Raw genomic sequence first — 15,454 nt, 5'->3', positions numbered from 1 at the left:
ATGGCTTATAAAACAATAGATGAAGCTAACCAAGCAGTCATTGATAAGATGATCGCAGCAGCACCATTTTTAGTAGATGTGGTGCCTGCTAAATCTAAAATTCCAGAACTTAAAGAACATGTATTACTACATGCTGGACCACCAATCAAATATGAAAACATGACAGACCCTATGCAAGGTTCATGTGTTGGTGCAATTTTATTTGAAGGATGGGCTGAGAACGAAGAAGCGGCACGTAAGTTGTTAGAAGAAGGACAAATTACGTTCATTCCTTGTCATCACGTTAACGCTGTTGGACCAATGGGTGGTATTACATCAGCTAACATGCCTGTACTTGTTGTTGAAAATAGAGAATCAGGTAATGAAGCATACTGTCAAATGAACGAAGGTATCGGTGCTGTATTACGTTTCGGTGCTTACAACGAAACAGTTGTAAACCGTCTACACTGGATGAAAGATGTATTAGGTCCAGTATTAAGTAAAGCTCTTCAACAAATGGATGATGGCTTAAACGTTAACGTATTAATCGCTAAAGCAATTGCAATGGGTGATGAATTCCACCAACGTAACATTGCAGCATCATTAGCATTCTTAAAAGAAGTGACACCTATCATTGCGTCCTTAGAAGATGTAGAACCTGAGAAACGTACAGAAGTATTACAATTCTTAGCTGATACAGATCAATTCTTCTTAAACATCGCGATGGCTACAGGTAAAGCGATGATGGACGCTGCTCGTCAAATCGAACACGGTACAGTTGTAACAGCAATGTGTCGTAACGGTGAGAACTTCGGTGTACGTATTGCAGGTATGGGTGACGAATGGTTCACAGCACCTGTTAACACACCTCAAGGTTTATATTTCACAGGTTACTCAGCAGATGATGCGAATACAGATATAGGTGACTCAGCGATTACTGAAACAATCGGTGTCGGTGGTATGGCAATGATCGCAGCACCAGCTGTTACAAGATTTGTTGGTACTGGTGGATTTGATGATGCATTACAAATTAGTAATGAAATGACTGAAATTTGTATTGGTGAGAACCCTAACTTTGCGATCCCAACATGGAACTTTAAAGGTGCATGTTTAGGTATCGATGCACGTAAAGTTGTAGAAACAGGCATTACACCTGTTATCAATACAGGTATTGCGCATAAGATTGCTGGTTACGGACAAATTGGTGCAGGTACAGTTCACCCACCAATCGAATGTTTCGAAAAAGCAATCACAGCGTATGCTGAAAAGTTAGGATTTAACGCGTGATTCTACAAGCAACTGCAATAGGACAGGATGCTAAGAAACACTTAGAACAACATAAACAATTTTATGTGCATAGCATATTTAATAAAGGTTTCAATATCGTCAATGAATCGAATAACCTTATCTTTATAGGTACAGATGAAAATGGAACATTTCCTTTTGGTATAGTAGTCGATTCACAAACAAAGCAAAGTTTATTTAACGAAATCGAATTAAATCAACACATTGTAGTGGGTCCTACTGCTATTCAAATAAGTAAGGCATGCCAACTCGTTTGGCATGTTCCAACTTTAAAGGCATCTGACTTTTCGGAACAGACGGATATACAAAAGCTTAAAGAAAATATCGCATCTTATGACTTTGCCATGTATGAGCAAGGCGATTTTAACAAAGAGAAGATGCAACACGTATTAAACGCATTAGAATTTGGAAATGATGAACAAGTTGAGGAACAATACCGATATCTGATTGGTAGAGGACAAGGTTTAACACCATCCGGAGATGATATGCTGACAGGTATTTTATTTATTCATTTTATCCATCCTTTTATTAACAATAATCATTTAGAACGATTAAACATATTGCTGCAATCATCTCTAACCACACTTGTAGGCGAAATATTTTTAAAATGTGCTCTGCAAGGTCAATTTAGTTCAAAAATTTCTAACCTACAACATGATCCATCAATCGCGCGTCTAGACCAACTTTTAAAAGTAGGTTCTTCATCTGGAAGAGACACGTTATATGGCATGTATGTAGCATTAACATTAAGGAGTGAGACGTATGGGTAAGCGAGTTGTACTTGCACTAGGTGGTAATGCGATATTACAACCTAATCAAGAAGCGTCATACGATAATCAATATAACAACGTGATGTCTGCTACACGTAAAATGGCAGAATTGAAGAAACAAGGACATAACATTGTGATTACACATGGTAACGGGCCACAAGTCGGGAATATTATCGCTCAAAACGAAGCGGCGAAAGATATTGTGAACCCACTTCCAATTAACGCATGTAGTGCTGAATCTCAAGGATTTATCGGCTACATGATGGAAGAAGCTATTAAAAATCATTTAAACGATTTAGGTATTAGTAGTGATGTATTAACATTATTAACAATGGTAGAAGTAGACAAAGATGACCAAGCATTTAATAATCCAACTAAACCAATTGGTGTATTTTTCAGTGAAGAAGAAGCTAAAAGATTAGAAAAAGAACATGGCTTTGTCATGGTAGAAGATGCTGGTAGAGGATACCGTCGTGTTGTACCTTCTCCAGAACCACTTGTTATTCATGGTGTAAACCAAATTAAGAAATTAATTAATCAAGCAATTGTGATTTCTTCAGGTGGCGGTGGTATACCTGTTTACCGTGATGAACATGGTGATATTAAAGGTGTAGAAGCTGTTATCGATAAAGACCGTTCTGGTTTGAAACTAGCTCAACAAGTTGAAGCAGATACATTCATGATGTTAACAGACGTACCAAATGTGTGCGTAAACTTCGGTAAAGAAAATGAAGAAAAGCTTCAAACAATATCAGTTGAAGAAGCGAAACAATACGTAGCAGAAGATCAATTTCCAGCAGGAAGTATGTTACCTAAGATAGAAGCGGCAATTCAATTTGCAGAATCAGGTAAAGAAGCTATTATTTGTTCATTAGATGATGCAATCGATGCATTAGAAGGAAAAGCAGGTACACGAATTTTATTAGATCCTTCAGCAAAACCAGTTTCTTGTTAATATGAAGGATTTGATTGAGTGTAAAAGAAGGTTGTTAGAAATTCTAACGCTCAAGAGTGAAAAACAAGATCGTTAGAAATTCTAACGATCAAGAAAGTGAAACAAGATCGTTAGCGAGTCAAAAAACTCAAAAAAAGCAAAAAAGAGGTGCGCTAACGCTCAAGAATGCAAAACAAGATCGTTAGAAATTCTAACGCTCAAGAAAGTGAAACAAGATCGTTAGCGGGTCAAAAAACTCAAAAAAAGCAAAAAATAGGTGCGCTAACGCTCAAGAGTGAAAAACAAGATCGTTAGAAATTCTAACGCTCAAGAAAGTGAAACAAGATCGTTAGCGAGTCAAAAACCTTAAAAAAAGAAAAAATAGGTGCGCTAACGCTCAAGAAAGTGAAACAAGATCGTTAGCCGACATACTAAACTTTATAAACCGAAAATAAACCCATCCCCCTATGGCTAACGATCAAGTCGCTCAACATAGCAGCATTGCACTCAATCATATCTCTGATATACTATTAAAAAGTCTGGGACAAAGTGTTGTTCCAGACTATCGTATTATATACACTTCAATATGAATGAACTATACTAATGTTGCGTTGATGTTTTATAAGAAAATTTTTAGAAATAAGGTGGTATAAGATGATTGAACCCTATAATACACATAGAATTCAAAGAAATTGGGGTATCATAATTGCGATTGTATTTATCGCATCTACGCTACGTGCACCACTAACATCAGTAGGTCCGGTAGTTGATGAAATTAAAGATGTTATGCAAATTAATAACAGCCTTGCTGGTTTTTTAACAACAATACCACTCATTATATTTGCAGTCGTTTCGCCATTAGTATCTAAAGTAACTAAACGTTTGACGATGTCTAATACAATTGTACTATCAACGATATTAGTAATTATTGCTTTGTACATACGTGTTGCTGGTGGTTTTAATTTATTTATTATTGGTACAGTTCTACTAGGTATTGCAATCGCATTTGGTAATGTTGTATTACCAAGTTATGTGAAATGGTATTTTCCATTACAAATTGGATTAGCAACAGGTATTTATAGTGGGACAATGAACTTTACTGCTGGATTAGGTGGGGGACTAAGTTTCCCAATGTCTCAATCTCCATTAGGATTCAGACTGTCCCTTGCTTTTTGGATTGTACTAGGAATTATCGCATTAATTTTATGGATTCCAAAAGCAAGTAAAGGTGCTAAACTAGAACGCCAAGATAAACTATCAGAAGCACAGAATCAACATACAAAATTGAACATTACGAAGTCTAAATTAGCATGGTTAGTAGCCTTAACAATGGGGTTCCAATCAATGGTATTTTATACAGTTGTTGCTTGGGTGCCTTCTATATTAGTAGATAGAGGTCTAGACCCATCAACTGCAGGTTATTTACTCATGCTTAACCAATTTTCACAAGTGCCAATGACATTTACATTCCCGATTATTGCGTCTAAATTAAAAGACCAACGTATATTAGTTGTGATCATCACAATGCTATTCTTAGTTGGATTTGGGTTATTCTTTACGCAATCATTAGTATTACTCGTAATCGGTATTATTATCGCAGGTTTAGGTATGGGTGCATGCTTTAGCTTGTGTATGACATTCTTCTCTATACGTGCACGTACAAGTGACGGAAGTATCGCATTATCAGGATTCGGGCAATCTATCGGGTATTTAATAGCTGCCATCGGACCATTCTTTATCGGTTATTTACACGATGCCACAGACAGTTGGATATCAGGCATCATCGCCTTAATCGTTATGTCTATTCTGTTCTTTATAGTAGGCTATCCAGCATCTAAAAATAGAGTCGTAGAAGATGAAACGATATAAAAATACAAAAAAGTCTGAGACAAAGTTGCTGTCTCAGACTTTTTTAGTCTTTGTACTTATATATCATTCAAGAAATACTAGATTTCATTTTGTTCATAATAGTCTAATAATGTCTTGATAGATTCTGCGACATTAAGGTGTTGCTGGCTGTCATGTGATACTAAATATGTTGAGAATATTGATAAGAATGTTAGGATGTTTTGTTTTTGCACGCCGTAACCCATAATACCAATTCTCCATATTTGTCCTTGTAAGTCTCCGAATGATCCGGCAATTTCTACACCGTAATTTTGTAATAAGCCATTTCTAAATGCATTATCATCGATGCCTACTGGAATTTTAACGCAAATGACCATTTTCATCTCGTTAGATTCGTCACCGTAAATTTCTAAGCCAAGTGCTTTTAAAGCTGTTTTTAAAGCTTCTTGGTGATAGCTATGTCTTTTCGCACGTGCTTCAATGCCCTCTGATAGTGCTAATTTTAATCCAGTATATAATGCATAAACAGATGTTGTAGATTCTGTGTGATGATTGAGGCGTTTAGGGCTCCAGTAGTCTTGTAACTGTGTTAAATCTAAATAGTTACTGCTAATGAAATGTTCTTTTTCGGTAGATTCATTAGAGCGAATCCCTAATTCTACACGTTTGCGTTTATTAATTTCTTCACTGAAACGCTCGTTAAATGTAATCGGTGTAATACCTGAAGGAATAGATAGACATTTTTGAGCGCCACCAACGACTGCGTCTAGTTCCCATTCATCTACAGGAATAACCATACCTTGATAAGTTGCGACCGCATCTACTACTGAAAAGATGCCTCTTTCTTTACAAGCACGTCCTAATTGATCGATAGGCTGCAATCTTCCTGTTGATGTTTCACCATGTACAATCGCAAGTACTTTAGGTTTATATTCATCTAAAGCTTCAATAATTTCTGCTTGATCAAACACTTCGCCCATCGGTTTATGTATATTGTGGACGATACCTCCTGCACGTGTTACGAGTTCAGTAAATAAATAACCAAATCGACCAATTACAGGTACGAGTACTTCATCACCAGGTTTCACGATATTTGATATAACGGCTTCTAAGCCAGCACGGCTCGTTCCATCAATTGGGAAAGCCCATTTATTTTCTGTTAAGAATGACTGACGAATTAATGACATTGTTTCATTCATGATATTTACAAATTCATAATCGAATTGACCGAGTATAGAATTCGACATTGCTTGAGAAACACGTGGATCTACACTTACAGGTCCAGGTGTCATAATTAATCGTTTGTTCACTTTTAAAGTATCCACATTGCTAACCTCTTTTTCTATAAATTTTGTCATTATACATTATATCTTAGATTTTCATACAATTATTCGTCAAAAGTGCTGATTATTTTAATACTTTTTGTCAGAATATTACAAAAAAACGCCATGTATTTAGTATACACTTGTAAGACAATATTAAATTAAATCAAAAACAATGGTATGATTAATGGACGAATATTACATAGATAGAAGGGCTTTTGAAAATGTTAAAAATAGCTTTAAAAAGAACGCCAATCGCAATAAGCGGATTGGCATTGGGCATCATGGCATTGAGTAATGTATTTTATCATATTAATTTTAAGACGCTCGGCCTATGTAGTTTTATTATTTCCTGTGCAATAATGTTATTATTTATCATGAAATGGATCATTTATCCTAGTATGTTTCTGAAAGAACTTAAAAATATCCATACATTTGCGATATCACCAACATTTCCTATGACTTTGATGATATTTGCATCCATTATAAAACAGGAATTTACCGTACAATCTCAGTTGTTAAACGTGCTATGGTATGCAGCCATTTTATTACATATAAGTTTGATTATTATTTTTATAAGTCGCTATGCATTTAGAAATTTTAAATCATGGCCAAACACAAGTTGGTTTGTGATGTTTGTCGGAACAGGGGTTATAAGTGAAACATCATCGGCATTTAATGAAACACTCGGACATCTATCAACAATTTTTGGAACGGTATGCCTAGTGTTGATTTTAGCGTATGTACTAATCAGCAAGTCATGGCAAACATATAACCAAGAACAATTTCCGATGGTGATTATTATGAGTGCACCAGCAGCACTTTGTTTAAATGGTTATATATTAAATAATACAAATTATTCAAATGTATATGTCATCGTCTTATTAATACTTTCCCAAGTGTTGTTTGTATTTACATTAATATTCTTACCGAAAATACTACAAAGAGGTTTCAAAGTATCCTTTTCAGCAATGACATTCCCATGGGTAACAACAGCCGCATCACTTTATAATGTCACTCAGCATAGTCACGCAAGTAGTAGCATCATTACATTCGGAACAATACTTTCTGTAATCGAAATCACATGGGCAGCAATCGTCGTATGCTATGTGTTATATCAATATGTCGTATTCCTAGTAACAAAAGACGTCGAGTATAGTTAGAATGTAGAAATGGGAGTGGGACAGAAATCTAATTTGTATAAAAAGATTTCGTAGTCCCGCCCCGGCAAGGATGACTAGAGTTGAAAAAAGCTTGGTACAAGCGCATTTTCAATTCAGACATCTACTGCCAAGATACTAGAAAAGTCTGAGACATTACATTATGTCCCAGACTCATTTCGCGTTTCTGTACCGATAAAAAAGATTAACGGTCCATATTTCGTATTTCTGTACCGATAAAAAAGATTATCGGTCCATATTTAGCGTTTCTGTACCGATAAAAAAGATTAACGGTCCATATTTCGCATTTCTGTACCGATAAAAATAATTATCGGTCCATATTTCGCATTTCTGTACCGATAAAAAAATTTAACGGTCCATATTTCGCATTTCTGTACCGATAATTCGCTCGCAAACTCTTAAATATCCAATTAAAAAGTTTATGTTTGACTATATAGTAACTATACACCTTACCATTATTTGAGTAAGGAGGATTTATCATGAAATTTAATAAATGGTTCTCGTTAATATTGGTTTCTAGTGCGTTATTTTTGATTGTTATAGATATGACAGTTTTATATACTGCTTTACCTACGATAACGTATGAATTAGAAGCGAGTGCTTTTCAAAAATTATGGATTGTAAATGCGTATCCGCTAGTTGTTGCAGGGCTCTTACCTGGTTTAGGTACGTTGGGTGATAAAGTAGGGCATAAGAATATGTTTTTATCTGGTTTAGTAATCTTTACTTTAGCATCAGTTGTCGCAGCTTTTTCTCCAACGTCCGGCACTTTAATTATGGCTAGAGTCATATTGGCTGTTGGTGCAGCAACAATGATGCCGTCAACACTTGCTATTATTAAACAGGTCTTTGATGACAAAAAAGATAGAGCACTTGCGCTAGGTATTTGGTCTTCTATTGCATCAGCAGGTGCTGGTTTAGGACCTTTAATAGGTGGTTTATTATTAACTAAATTTTGGTGGGGATCAGTATTCTTAATTAATGTTCCTATTACGATACTTGTGATTGTCGTTGCTTTTATACAAATTCCTAATATTAAAGGAAACAAAGATAAAAAATGGGACATCACAAGTTCAATTTTGATTATGATAGGGCTTATAGGGACTGTCTACGCTATAAAAGAAATCACAAAAGAAAATCCTTCAATTGTACTGATTATACTGACATTAGTGATTGGATTATGGTCGTTGAAATTATTTATTAGTCGACAAAAACGTCTATTAAATCCGTTAATTAGTTTAGATATATTTAAAAATAAATACTTTTTATCAGGTGTGATAGCTGCATTTACATCAGCATCCATATTAATTGGCTTTGAAATGATTTTATCTCAAAGATTACAATTAATTTTAAATCTAACACCTTTAAAAGCAGGGTTAGTCTTAATGTCGATGGCAGCAGCTGCTTTTATAGGAGCAATTGTACAGGGAAGTATCTTAACACGATTTGATAGTATCAAAATACTCATTTATAATTTACTCATTTCATTAATCGGTATTGTAGGGTTCACAGCATTTCTACACAATGATTTATGGATTCAAATACTGTTCCTTAGCATCGCAGGATTAGGATTAGGCGGAGCAATGACTGTAGCATCAAATGCAATCATGACAAACGTTGATGATGATAAAGCAGGTATGGCAGCTTCAGTAGAAGAAGTGTCATATGAACTCGGAGGCTCAATCGGTATAGCCGCACTTGGTGGCATATTTTCATTTGCTTATACTTATTTAATGGAACGCTCAATGTCGATAGCAGAAATACCAGCAAAAGCAAAAGGTAGTTTTGAAGAAACGATGATCGTAGCAGAAAATTCAAATGGTCTTTTAAAAAGTAAATTACTAGAATTAGGCACAAATGCATTTGATCATGCATATTCATTAATCCTGATTATAACAATCACAATCATCGCTGCAATTATCCTATTATTGTGGAGAATATTAGCAGAAACAGGTAAGAAAATAACATAAAAAAAGACAATAAAAAATAGTCGCTTGTGCTACAACACAAACGACTAAATTCAATAAGCCATGGTGAAATATAGCATAGACTATACGCCTTAATTTTTACACTCAGTGACCCGTCCAAAGTTGCTGAGTGTTTTTTAATACTTAAATAATACCATGAGTGTATTTTGTTATCAAGAATAAAAGGTGACACTTAGATGTTATATGTTTCAACCCAACAACTCCTGTACAACAGCTACCATGTCATCATGTATAACGATGTTTGCTGTAGCGTCATAAGGTGTTTCGTCTTTGTTTATAATGACGAGATTTTGTCCTTCGAAGTTTGAAATCAGTCCTGCTGCGGGTTGTACGAGTAGGGATGAACCGAGTACTACGAGTGTGTCTGCTTCTCTTATTTTGTTTAATGCGTTAAATATTGTGTCTTGATCTAACATTTCACCGTATAATACGATGTCTGGTCTAATGGTATGACCACATGATTCGCAATGGTGTAAGTGGTTATCAATAACATAAGATTTAGTATATGTTTGATGGCATTTTGTACAATAAAATCGATTTAAAGTGCCGTGTAATTCATCTGTATTTAGACTGCCGGCATTGCTATGAAGACCATCTATATTCTGTGTGATGACACCGAGTGAACGATGGTCTTTTTCGAGTTGGGCTATCCATTGATGTACGATATTTGGTTGTTTATCGGTGAAGAGTAAATATTGAAAGCAAAAGTCCATAAATCCTTCTGGGTCACTTTGTAAATAATCAGTGCTTAATAAATATTCTGGGGAATAGCCATTTTCTGAGATTTGATCATATAATCCACCGAGTGAGCGGAAGTCAGGTATACCACTAGCAACCGAAATACCTGCTCCTGTAAAAAATGTAATGTTTTGAGATGAATCAATGATGTTTTTAAGTTGTTGAATTTGTGTATTCACGTTTATCACTCCGGTTATAATGAATTACTTTTCTAAGTATTTAGGGAAGAATTCTGTATATAAATCAATAAATTTAAGGTAGGCATCTTTGGACACATGTTCATCTACTTGATGCGCTTGGTCTACTGTACCAGGACCGTACATTATAAATGAGAAGTTCTCGTCTTTAGAAACTAATAAATCAGATGCGTCTGTAACACCTGGCGATGCTTCAGTTGGAAGTGTTGTGTTTAAATGTTTTTCGCCCATTTTTACAGCTAACTCGATCAATGAATTTTGACCAGTTGTGTAAACAGGTGGTCTAGACATATACGTATCAATTTCAATATCTGTCTTATCGGTTTCTATTTGTTTTAAAATTTCATTGAAATATGAAATGAACTGATCATTATCATGTTCAGGAATCGTACGAATATTGAATTCCGACTCTGCGTGTTCAGGAATTGAGTTAACTTGGTTACCACCATTGAAGATAGTCGCATTCATAATTGGTTCGCCAAGTAGTTTATTTGTTTGATTGAATTTCGTAAATCCTTCATCTGCTTTATAAATAAATTTTACAAGCGGTGAAATGGCATTAAATCCAAGATGTGGCATTGAACTGTGTGATGCTTTTCCTCGAGAAGTGATGCGAATATCCATTGAGCCTTTATGTGCATAAATAATTCTATCTTGAGAAGGCTCAGCGATAACGAGTGCTTCAACATCATCCATATAGCCTTTGTCGTGAAATGCTTTTGCACCTTCACCAGCAATTTCTTCACCAGCCGTTGCAAGTAGACGGATTCTACCATGCTTTAATAAACCTTGATCATGTATGTCTATCATGCTGATAACAAGCGCAGCTAATCCAGACTTCATATCAGCAGAGCCACGACCAAATAAATTACCATCTACTTCAGTTAGTTTAAACGGATCATATGTCCATTTACTTTCATCACCAGCAGAAACGACATCCATATGTCCAGAAACACCTAAAATTGGACCATCTTCACCAATTTCAGCAACTAAATTTGCACGCGTTTCACTAATTTTAATGATTTCGGACTCGATGTTATGGTCTGCTAATAATTTCTGCAAGTACTCACATACTTCAATTTCATTATCATTAACAGATCGAATACTTACTATATCTCCTAAAATGTCTACTTTCTCTTGATCAGTAAATATACTCATAACCAAAACTCCATTTCTATATAGTTTTTATCTCAATTACTATTATATAGCTGAAATCTTGTACTTTGAAATTAAACACATTGAGGAGATGGAGATATGTGAGTGAAGGATTTGATGTAAGTCGTGGCTTAATGTGTGAGTAAAGCCAAGAGATAGCCGAAGTCATGGCTTAAGTATTGAGTAAAGCCAAGAGATGAGTGAAGTCATGGCTTAATGGTTGAATAAAGCCAAGAGATAGATGAAGTCGTGGCTTAATGTGTGAGTAAAGCCAAGAGATAGGCGAAGTCATGGCTTAATGGTTGAGTAAAGCCAAGAGAAAGCTGAAGTCATGGCTTAAAGTGTGAGTAAAGCCAAGAGATAGCGAAAGTCATGGCTTAAAGTGTGAGTAAAGCCAAGAGATAGGCGAAGTCGTGGCTTAAAGTGTGAGTAAAGCCAAGAGATAGCGAAAGTCATGGCTTAATGGTTGAGTAAAGCCAAGAGATGAGTGAAGTCATGGCTTAATGGTTGAGTAAAGCCAAGAGATAGGCGAAGTCGTGGCTTAAGTGCAGAGTAAAGCCAAGAGATAGATGAAGTCGTGGCTTAATGTGTGAGTAAAGCCAAGAGATAGCGAAAGTCATGGCTTAATGTGTGAGTAAAGCCAAGAGATAGCGAAAGTCATGGCTTAATGGTTGAGTAAAGCCAAGAGATTGAAGAAGATGTGAGTTAAAGACTGAACAAACTCACATCTTTCCCAAATATAAACTTCTAGACAAACTGAATTATTACATTACTATCAGCATCATCTTACTTGCGATACCATTCTTTCGCATTTTGATAAAATATTTTATGAGCTGCGGCTTCGTCAAAAGTATCTTGAACGAGTTGGATATCTTCAGAAGTAAAGCGTTTAGGTGCACGTGTTGATGGTAAATCTGTACCAAACATTAGTGCATCTGGATTAGCATGATAAATTTCTTTCAATGTATCTTGTACATTTAAATCAACTCTACTGAAACCTGTTGCTTTTACATGAACCCCTTTGTCGACTAATCTTAACAGATTTGGAAGACCTTCCTTAGACAGACCGAGGTGATCAATGGATACGGCTGGTAAAGATAATATCGTTTCTTCAATATCTGGTAAATTCTTTGAATCAATATACAATTCACTGTGCCATCCTACTAAGTCATGTACACGTTTCGCGAAATCACTTAAATGTGCTAAGTCCTCTGATCCACCACGTTTAACATTAAATCTTAAAGCACGAACGCCTTTGTCATTCAAAGAAACAATTTCTTCATCTGAAACACTATAAGGCAATTGGGTCACTCCACAGAATTTAGGACCTAAGTCACTTAGTGCTTTAAGTAAATATTGTTGATCAAACCCTTGAAAAGAACCGGATACAATTGCACCACCAGCAATATTCATATTTTGTGTTTCTTCTTGATAATCCTCAGTTAGATAACTCGGTGGCATATAGCCGTTATTCTCTTTTACTTCATAATTAAAATCAATAATATGAAAATGTGCATCAAAAATCTTCATCAAAAATTCCCCCTTTTAAAATCACTATACTATACGAGAAACAAGTTAAATAATATCAATTCATTATGATAGGTTATTTGGAAACGTTATAGAAAAACATCACAATTGTTGTTTTTAAAATATAAAATCATTAAAGAAGTTAATTTGTAAATAAAAACGTTTATAAAATAAGTTTGACAAAACTAGTAATGATAACATTTTAAAAAATATTTTAAAATTTTTTCAAAAATAACTACCATTAGTTAGGTATAAATAGTATAATATGTAAACTTGAGTGAAACATAATTAACAACAGAATATTTATAAATAGTGAAGGGAAAAAGAAAGATGAGAAAAATAAAACGGGATCTTAAATTTTCTATTAGAAAGTTCAAAGTAGGTATTGGTTCAGTTGCAATCGGGGCGATATTTTTAATCTCTAGTAATGGAGAAGTAGAAGCAGCTAAACTTACGAACGAAAGCCAAACGACAATTAAGGGTACAGAACTACAAGAAAGTAAACAAGAAGAAGTAACGGGAACAAAACAGGGAAATGAACAGACGATACAAGATACAGAGCAAGTAGAAACAAAAGAAGTACCAGAAGTGCAAGAATCTGAAGTTCAAGAACCGGTAGCAGAAGAGTCGCAAGAAACAGAAGAATCACAGCAAGTTGAAACGTATGCTACTAAAGAAATAGAAACGACAGATGTTAATGAAAAACAAGAGGCACCAAAAGAACAAGAACCACAAGAGACGCACAATGAAGAAACAGAAGTGTCAGAACCAAAGGGAACTGAAACAAAAGAAACAATTACAGATACAAAACAGGGAACAGAACAACAAAATTCATCTCAAGTAAGTAATAAACAAGAAGTACAAGAACCTAAACAAAAGCAATCAGAAACACCAGTAAGTAAAGAACAAAAAGTTTCTGAAACAACAAAACCAACAAAATCAGAAACAAACACTCAAGTAAGTAACACAACTCAACCTGAAGTGACGGAAACAAAGACTACTAAAAAGGTCGCAAGTGTTAAAGCGAATACGCAAAGTATGAAAGTTGCGAGTGTAGCTGCTACAAACGCTGCTAAATCTAACACATCAACAGTAACAAAAGCTAATTTTACAGATTATTTCAAGTTAAACGGGGATGCAAAATACGATAAAAATTCAGGCAAAGTAACTTTAACTACAGATGAAACAAGTAAAAAAGGGAGTTTTTCTTTAAACAGTAAAATTGATATGTCCCAAAGCTTTAAATTAAAAGGGAAAGTAAATTTAGGGAATAAGAATGCGACACAAGGTGGCGCAGATGGAATCGGTATTGTATTCCATCCAAATTCGATTAACGATATTGGTTCATATGGTGGAGGACTTGGTATCGGCGGACTGCCTAAAGCATTTGGATTTAAGTTAGATACTTGGTATAACGGGTCGGGAGAAGCTACATTTGTACCAGACCCTGCAGCATTTGGTGAAAATCGTACAAAAACAATGGGAGCATTCGTATCTACAGATGAAAATAACAAAGCAGTTACAGATGAAGATACAATGCAATTTGTTGGTGGACCAATTCAAAATATGTTTACGGATATATTAGTTGAATATGACGGTAAAACAAAAATAATGAAAATTACGTATACAGATACTCAAAATAAATCTTACGATTTCATTAAAGATATGACTGAATATATCGATCCTAATCAAAGTTATACGTTAGCTTTATCAGGGTCTACAGGTGCATACACAAACAGACAAGAATTCCAAATTACCGAATTTACATATGTAGCAAGAGGTGTTGCTAATGTGAAATATGTAGATAAAGATACAGGAAAAGAAATAGCACCTGCGATTGAGTATGAAGGTGATATTAAAGGGAAAGCAACAATAGATAATAAAAAGAATACTTTATATAATCAGGGGTATGATTTTGTAAATGTGACAGCATCGTATGAAACTCAATTTGATAGACAAACAGATACAGTAACGTTTACAACAAGTGGTCAAAATATTGTATATTACTTTGTTAAAGCAAACGGACAAGTTATTTCTAAGTATGTAGATGAGAATGGAAACAAAATTCAAGAAGCAACAACTTTGAATGGCAAAGTAGGAGAAGACTATAGTTCGACACATCCAACTCAGATTAATGAATACAATTATCTAGAAACAGAAGGTAACCCAGAGGGTAAATATTCGAGAGACAATCAAACAGTGACGTACGTGTATCAAAAAGCAGACGGTCATGTAACGGTAAGATATGTGGATGAAGAAGGCACTGAAATTCAAAATCCAACAACTTTAAATGGCAAAGTAGGAGAAGACTACACTTCAACACATCCAGAGCGAATCAATGAATACAATTATCTAGAAACAGAAGGTAACCCAGAGGGTAAATATTCAAGAGATAATCAAACAGTGACATATGTGTATCAAAAAGCAGACGGTCATGTAACAGTGAGATATGTGGATGAGAATGGAAACAAAATTCAAGAACCAACAACTTTGAATGGCAAAGTAGGAGA

General features: G+C 35.1%; 12 protein-coding genes. 8 read left to right on the top strand and 4 right to left on the bottom strand.

Going from position 1 to position 15,454, the window contains the following annotated elements; all coding sequences use genetic code 11:
• The 5 genes from LQ677_RS09755 to LQ677_RS09740 all read left to right on the top strand — a co-directional run bounded on the left by LQ677_RS09755 (position 1) and on the right by LQ677_RS09740 (position 4,857).
• Positions 1-1,266, top strand: a complete 1,266-nt coding sequence (locus LQ677_RS09755; protein WP_239748762.1) for a YlbE family protein — start codon at positions 1-3, stop codon at positions 1,264-1,266.
• The gene (locus LQ677_RS14800; protein ID WP_239748761.1) at positions 1,263-2,054 is read left to right on the top strand and encodes an oxamate carbamoyltransferase subunit AllH family protein; all 792 of its coding nucleotides are present in this window, start codon (positions 1,263-1,265) and stop codon (positions 2,052-2,054) included. Before LQ677_RS09755 ends, LQ677_RS14800 begins: the two co-directional genes overlap by 4 nt.
• A complete protein-coding gene (gene arcC / locus LQ677_RS09745) occupies positions 2,047-3,009 on the top strand; it encodes a carbamate kinase (RefSeq protein WP_107576585.1) in 963 nt (320 codons plus the stop codon). Before LQ677_RS14800 ends, arcC begins: the two co-directional genes overlap by 8 nt.
• A gap of 165 nt (positions 3,010-3,174) precedes the next feature.
• A complete protein-coding gene (locus LQ677_RS14720) occupies positions 3,175-3,303 on the top strand; it encodes a hypothetical protein (RefSeq protein ID WP_275583279.1) in 129 nt (42 codons plus the stop codon).
• 339 nt (positions 3,304-3,642) lie between these two features.
• A complete protein-coding gene (locus LQ677_RS09740) occupies positions 3,643-4,857 on the top strand; it encodes a CynX/NimT family MFS transporter (protein ID WP_126477162.1) in 1,215 nt (404 codons plus the stop codon).
• A 77-nt stretch (positions 4,858-4,934) separates the two neighbouring features.
• On the opposite strand, the gene LQ677_RS09735 is transcribed toward LQ677_RS09740, so the two are convergent.
• Entirely contained in the window at positions 4,935-6,161 is a 1,227-nt protein-coding gene (locus LQ677_RS09735) for a pyridoxal-phosphate-dependent aminotransferase family protein (RefSeq protein WP_239748760.1), read from the bottom strand.
• Between the two features lie 221 nt (positions 6,162-6,382).
• Between LQ677_RS09735 and LQ677_RS09730 the strand changes: the two genes are divergently transcribed.
• Together LQ677_RS09730 and LQ677_RS09725 are read left to right on the top strand one after the other, a co-directional pair.
• Positions 6,383-7,321, top strand: coding sequence for a TDT family transporter (locus tag LQ677_RS09730; protein ID WP_239748759.1), 939 nt, complete (start codon positions 6,383-6,385; stop codon positions 7,319-7,321).
• Positions 7,322-7,818: 497 nt separating this feature from the next.
• Positions 7,819-9,309, top strand: coding sequence for an MFS transporter (locus tag LQ677_RS09725; protein ID WP_239748758.1), 1,491 nt, complete (start codon positions 7,819-7,821; stop codon positions 9,307-9,309).
• A gap of 206 nt (positions 9,310-9,515) precedes the next feature.
• On the opposite strand, the gene LQ677_RS09720 is transcribed toward LQ677_RS09725, so the two are convergent.
• The 3 genes from LQ677_RS09720 to LQ677_RS09710 form a co-directional block, all read right to left on the bottom strand.
• The gene (locus LQ677_RS09720) at positions 9,516-10,244 is read right to left on the bottom strand and encodes an NAD-dependent protein deacylase (protein ID WP_196308381.1); all 729 of its coding nucleotides are present in this window, start codon (positions 10,242-10,244) and stop codon (positions 9,516-9,518) included.
• 24 nt (positions 10,245-10,268) lie between these two features.
• Positions 10,269-11,420 carry an ArgE/DapE family deacylase gene (locus LQ677_RS09715; protein ID WP_204188489.1) on the bottom strand — a complete coding sequence of 384 codons (1,152 nt, stop codon included), beginning with the start codon at positions 11,418-11,420 and terminating at the stop codon, positions 10,269-10,271.
• A 783-nt stretch (positions 11,421-12,203) separates the two neighbouring features.
• On the bottom strand, positions 12,204-12,947 hold the full coding sequence (locus tag LQ677_RS09710; RefSeq protein ID WP_037590256.1) for an amidohydrolase family protein: 744 nt from the start codon (positions 12,945-12,947) through the stop codon (positions 12,204-12,206).
• Between the two features lie 327 nt (positions 12,948-13,274).
• Here LQ677_RS09710 and LQ677_RS09705 point away from each other — a divergent pair.
• The coding region (locus tag LQ677_RS09705) for a lectin-like domain-containing protein (RefSeq protein ID WP_239748757.1) at positions 13,275-15,454 on the top strand (2,180 nt) is incomplete at its 3' end.

Origin of the sequence: Mammaliicoccus sp. Q-M61 (assembly GCF_022386055.1) — a bacterium.
GTDB lineage: Bacteria > Bacillota > Bacilli > Staphylococcales > Staphylococcaceae > Mammaliicoccus > Mammaliicoccus sciuri_A.
This window is presented reverse-complemented; position numbering and strand designations above follow the sequence as displayed.

What these genes read in the sequence shown, in the direction of transcription:
- LQ677_RS09755 (WP_239748762.1), top strand. Translation starts at nt 1, where the DNA reads ATGGCTTATAAAACAATAGATGAAGCTAACCAAGCAGTCATTGATAAG.
- arcC (WP_107576585.1), top strand. Translation starts at nt 2,047, where the DNA reads ATGGGTAAGCGAGTTGTACTTGCACTAGGTGGTAATGCGATATTACAA.
- LQ677_RS14720 (WP_275583279.1), top strand. Translation starts at nt 3,175, where the DNA reads ATGCAAAACAAGATCGTTAGAAATTCTAACGCTCAAGAAAGTGAAACA.
- LQ677_RS09740 (WP_126477162.1), top strand. Translation starts at nt 3,643, where the DNA reads ATGATTGAACCCTATAATACACATAGAATTCAAAGAAATTGGGGTATC.
- LQ677_RS09730 (WP_239748759.1), top strand. Translation starts at nt 6,383, where the DNA reads ATGTTAAAAATAGCTTTAAAAAGAACGCCAATCGCAATAAGCGGATTG.
- LQ677_RS09725 (WP_239748758.1), top strand. Translation starts at nt 7,819, where the DNA reads ATGAAATTTAATAAATGGTTCTCGTTAATATTGGTTTCTAGTGCGTTA.
- LQ677_RS09715 (WP_204188489.1), bottom strand. Translation starts at nt 11,420, where the DNA reads ATGAGTATATTTACTGATCAAGAGAAAGTAGACATTTTAGGAGATATA.
- LQ677_RS09710 (WP_037590256.1), bottom strand. Translation starts at nt 12,947, where the DNA reads ATGAAGATTTTTGATGCACATTTTCATATTATTGATTTTAATTATGAA.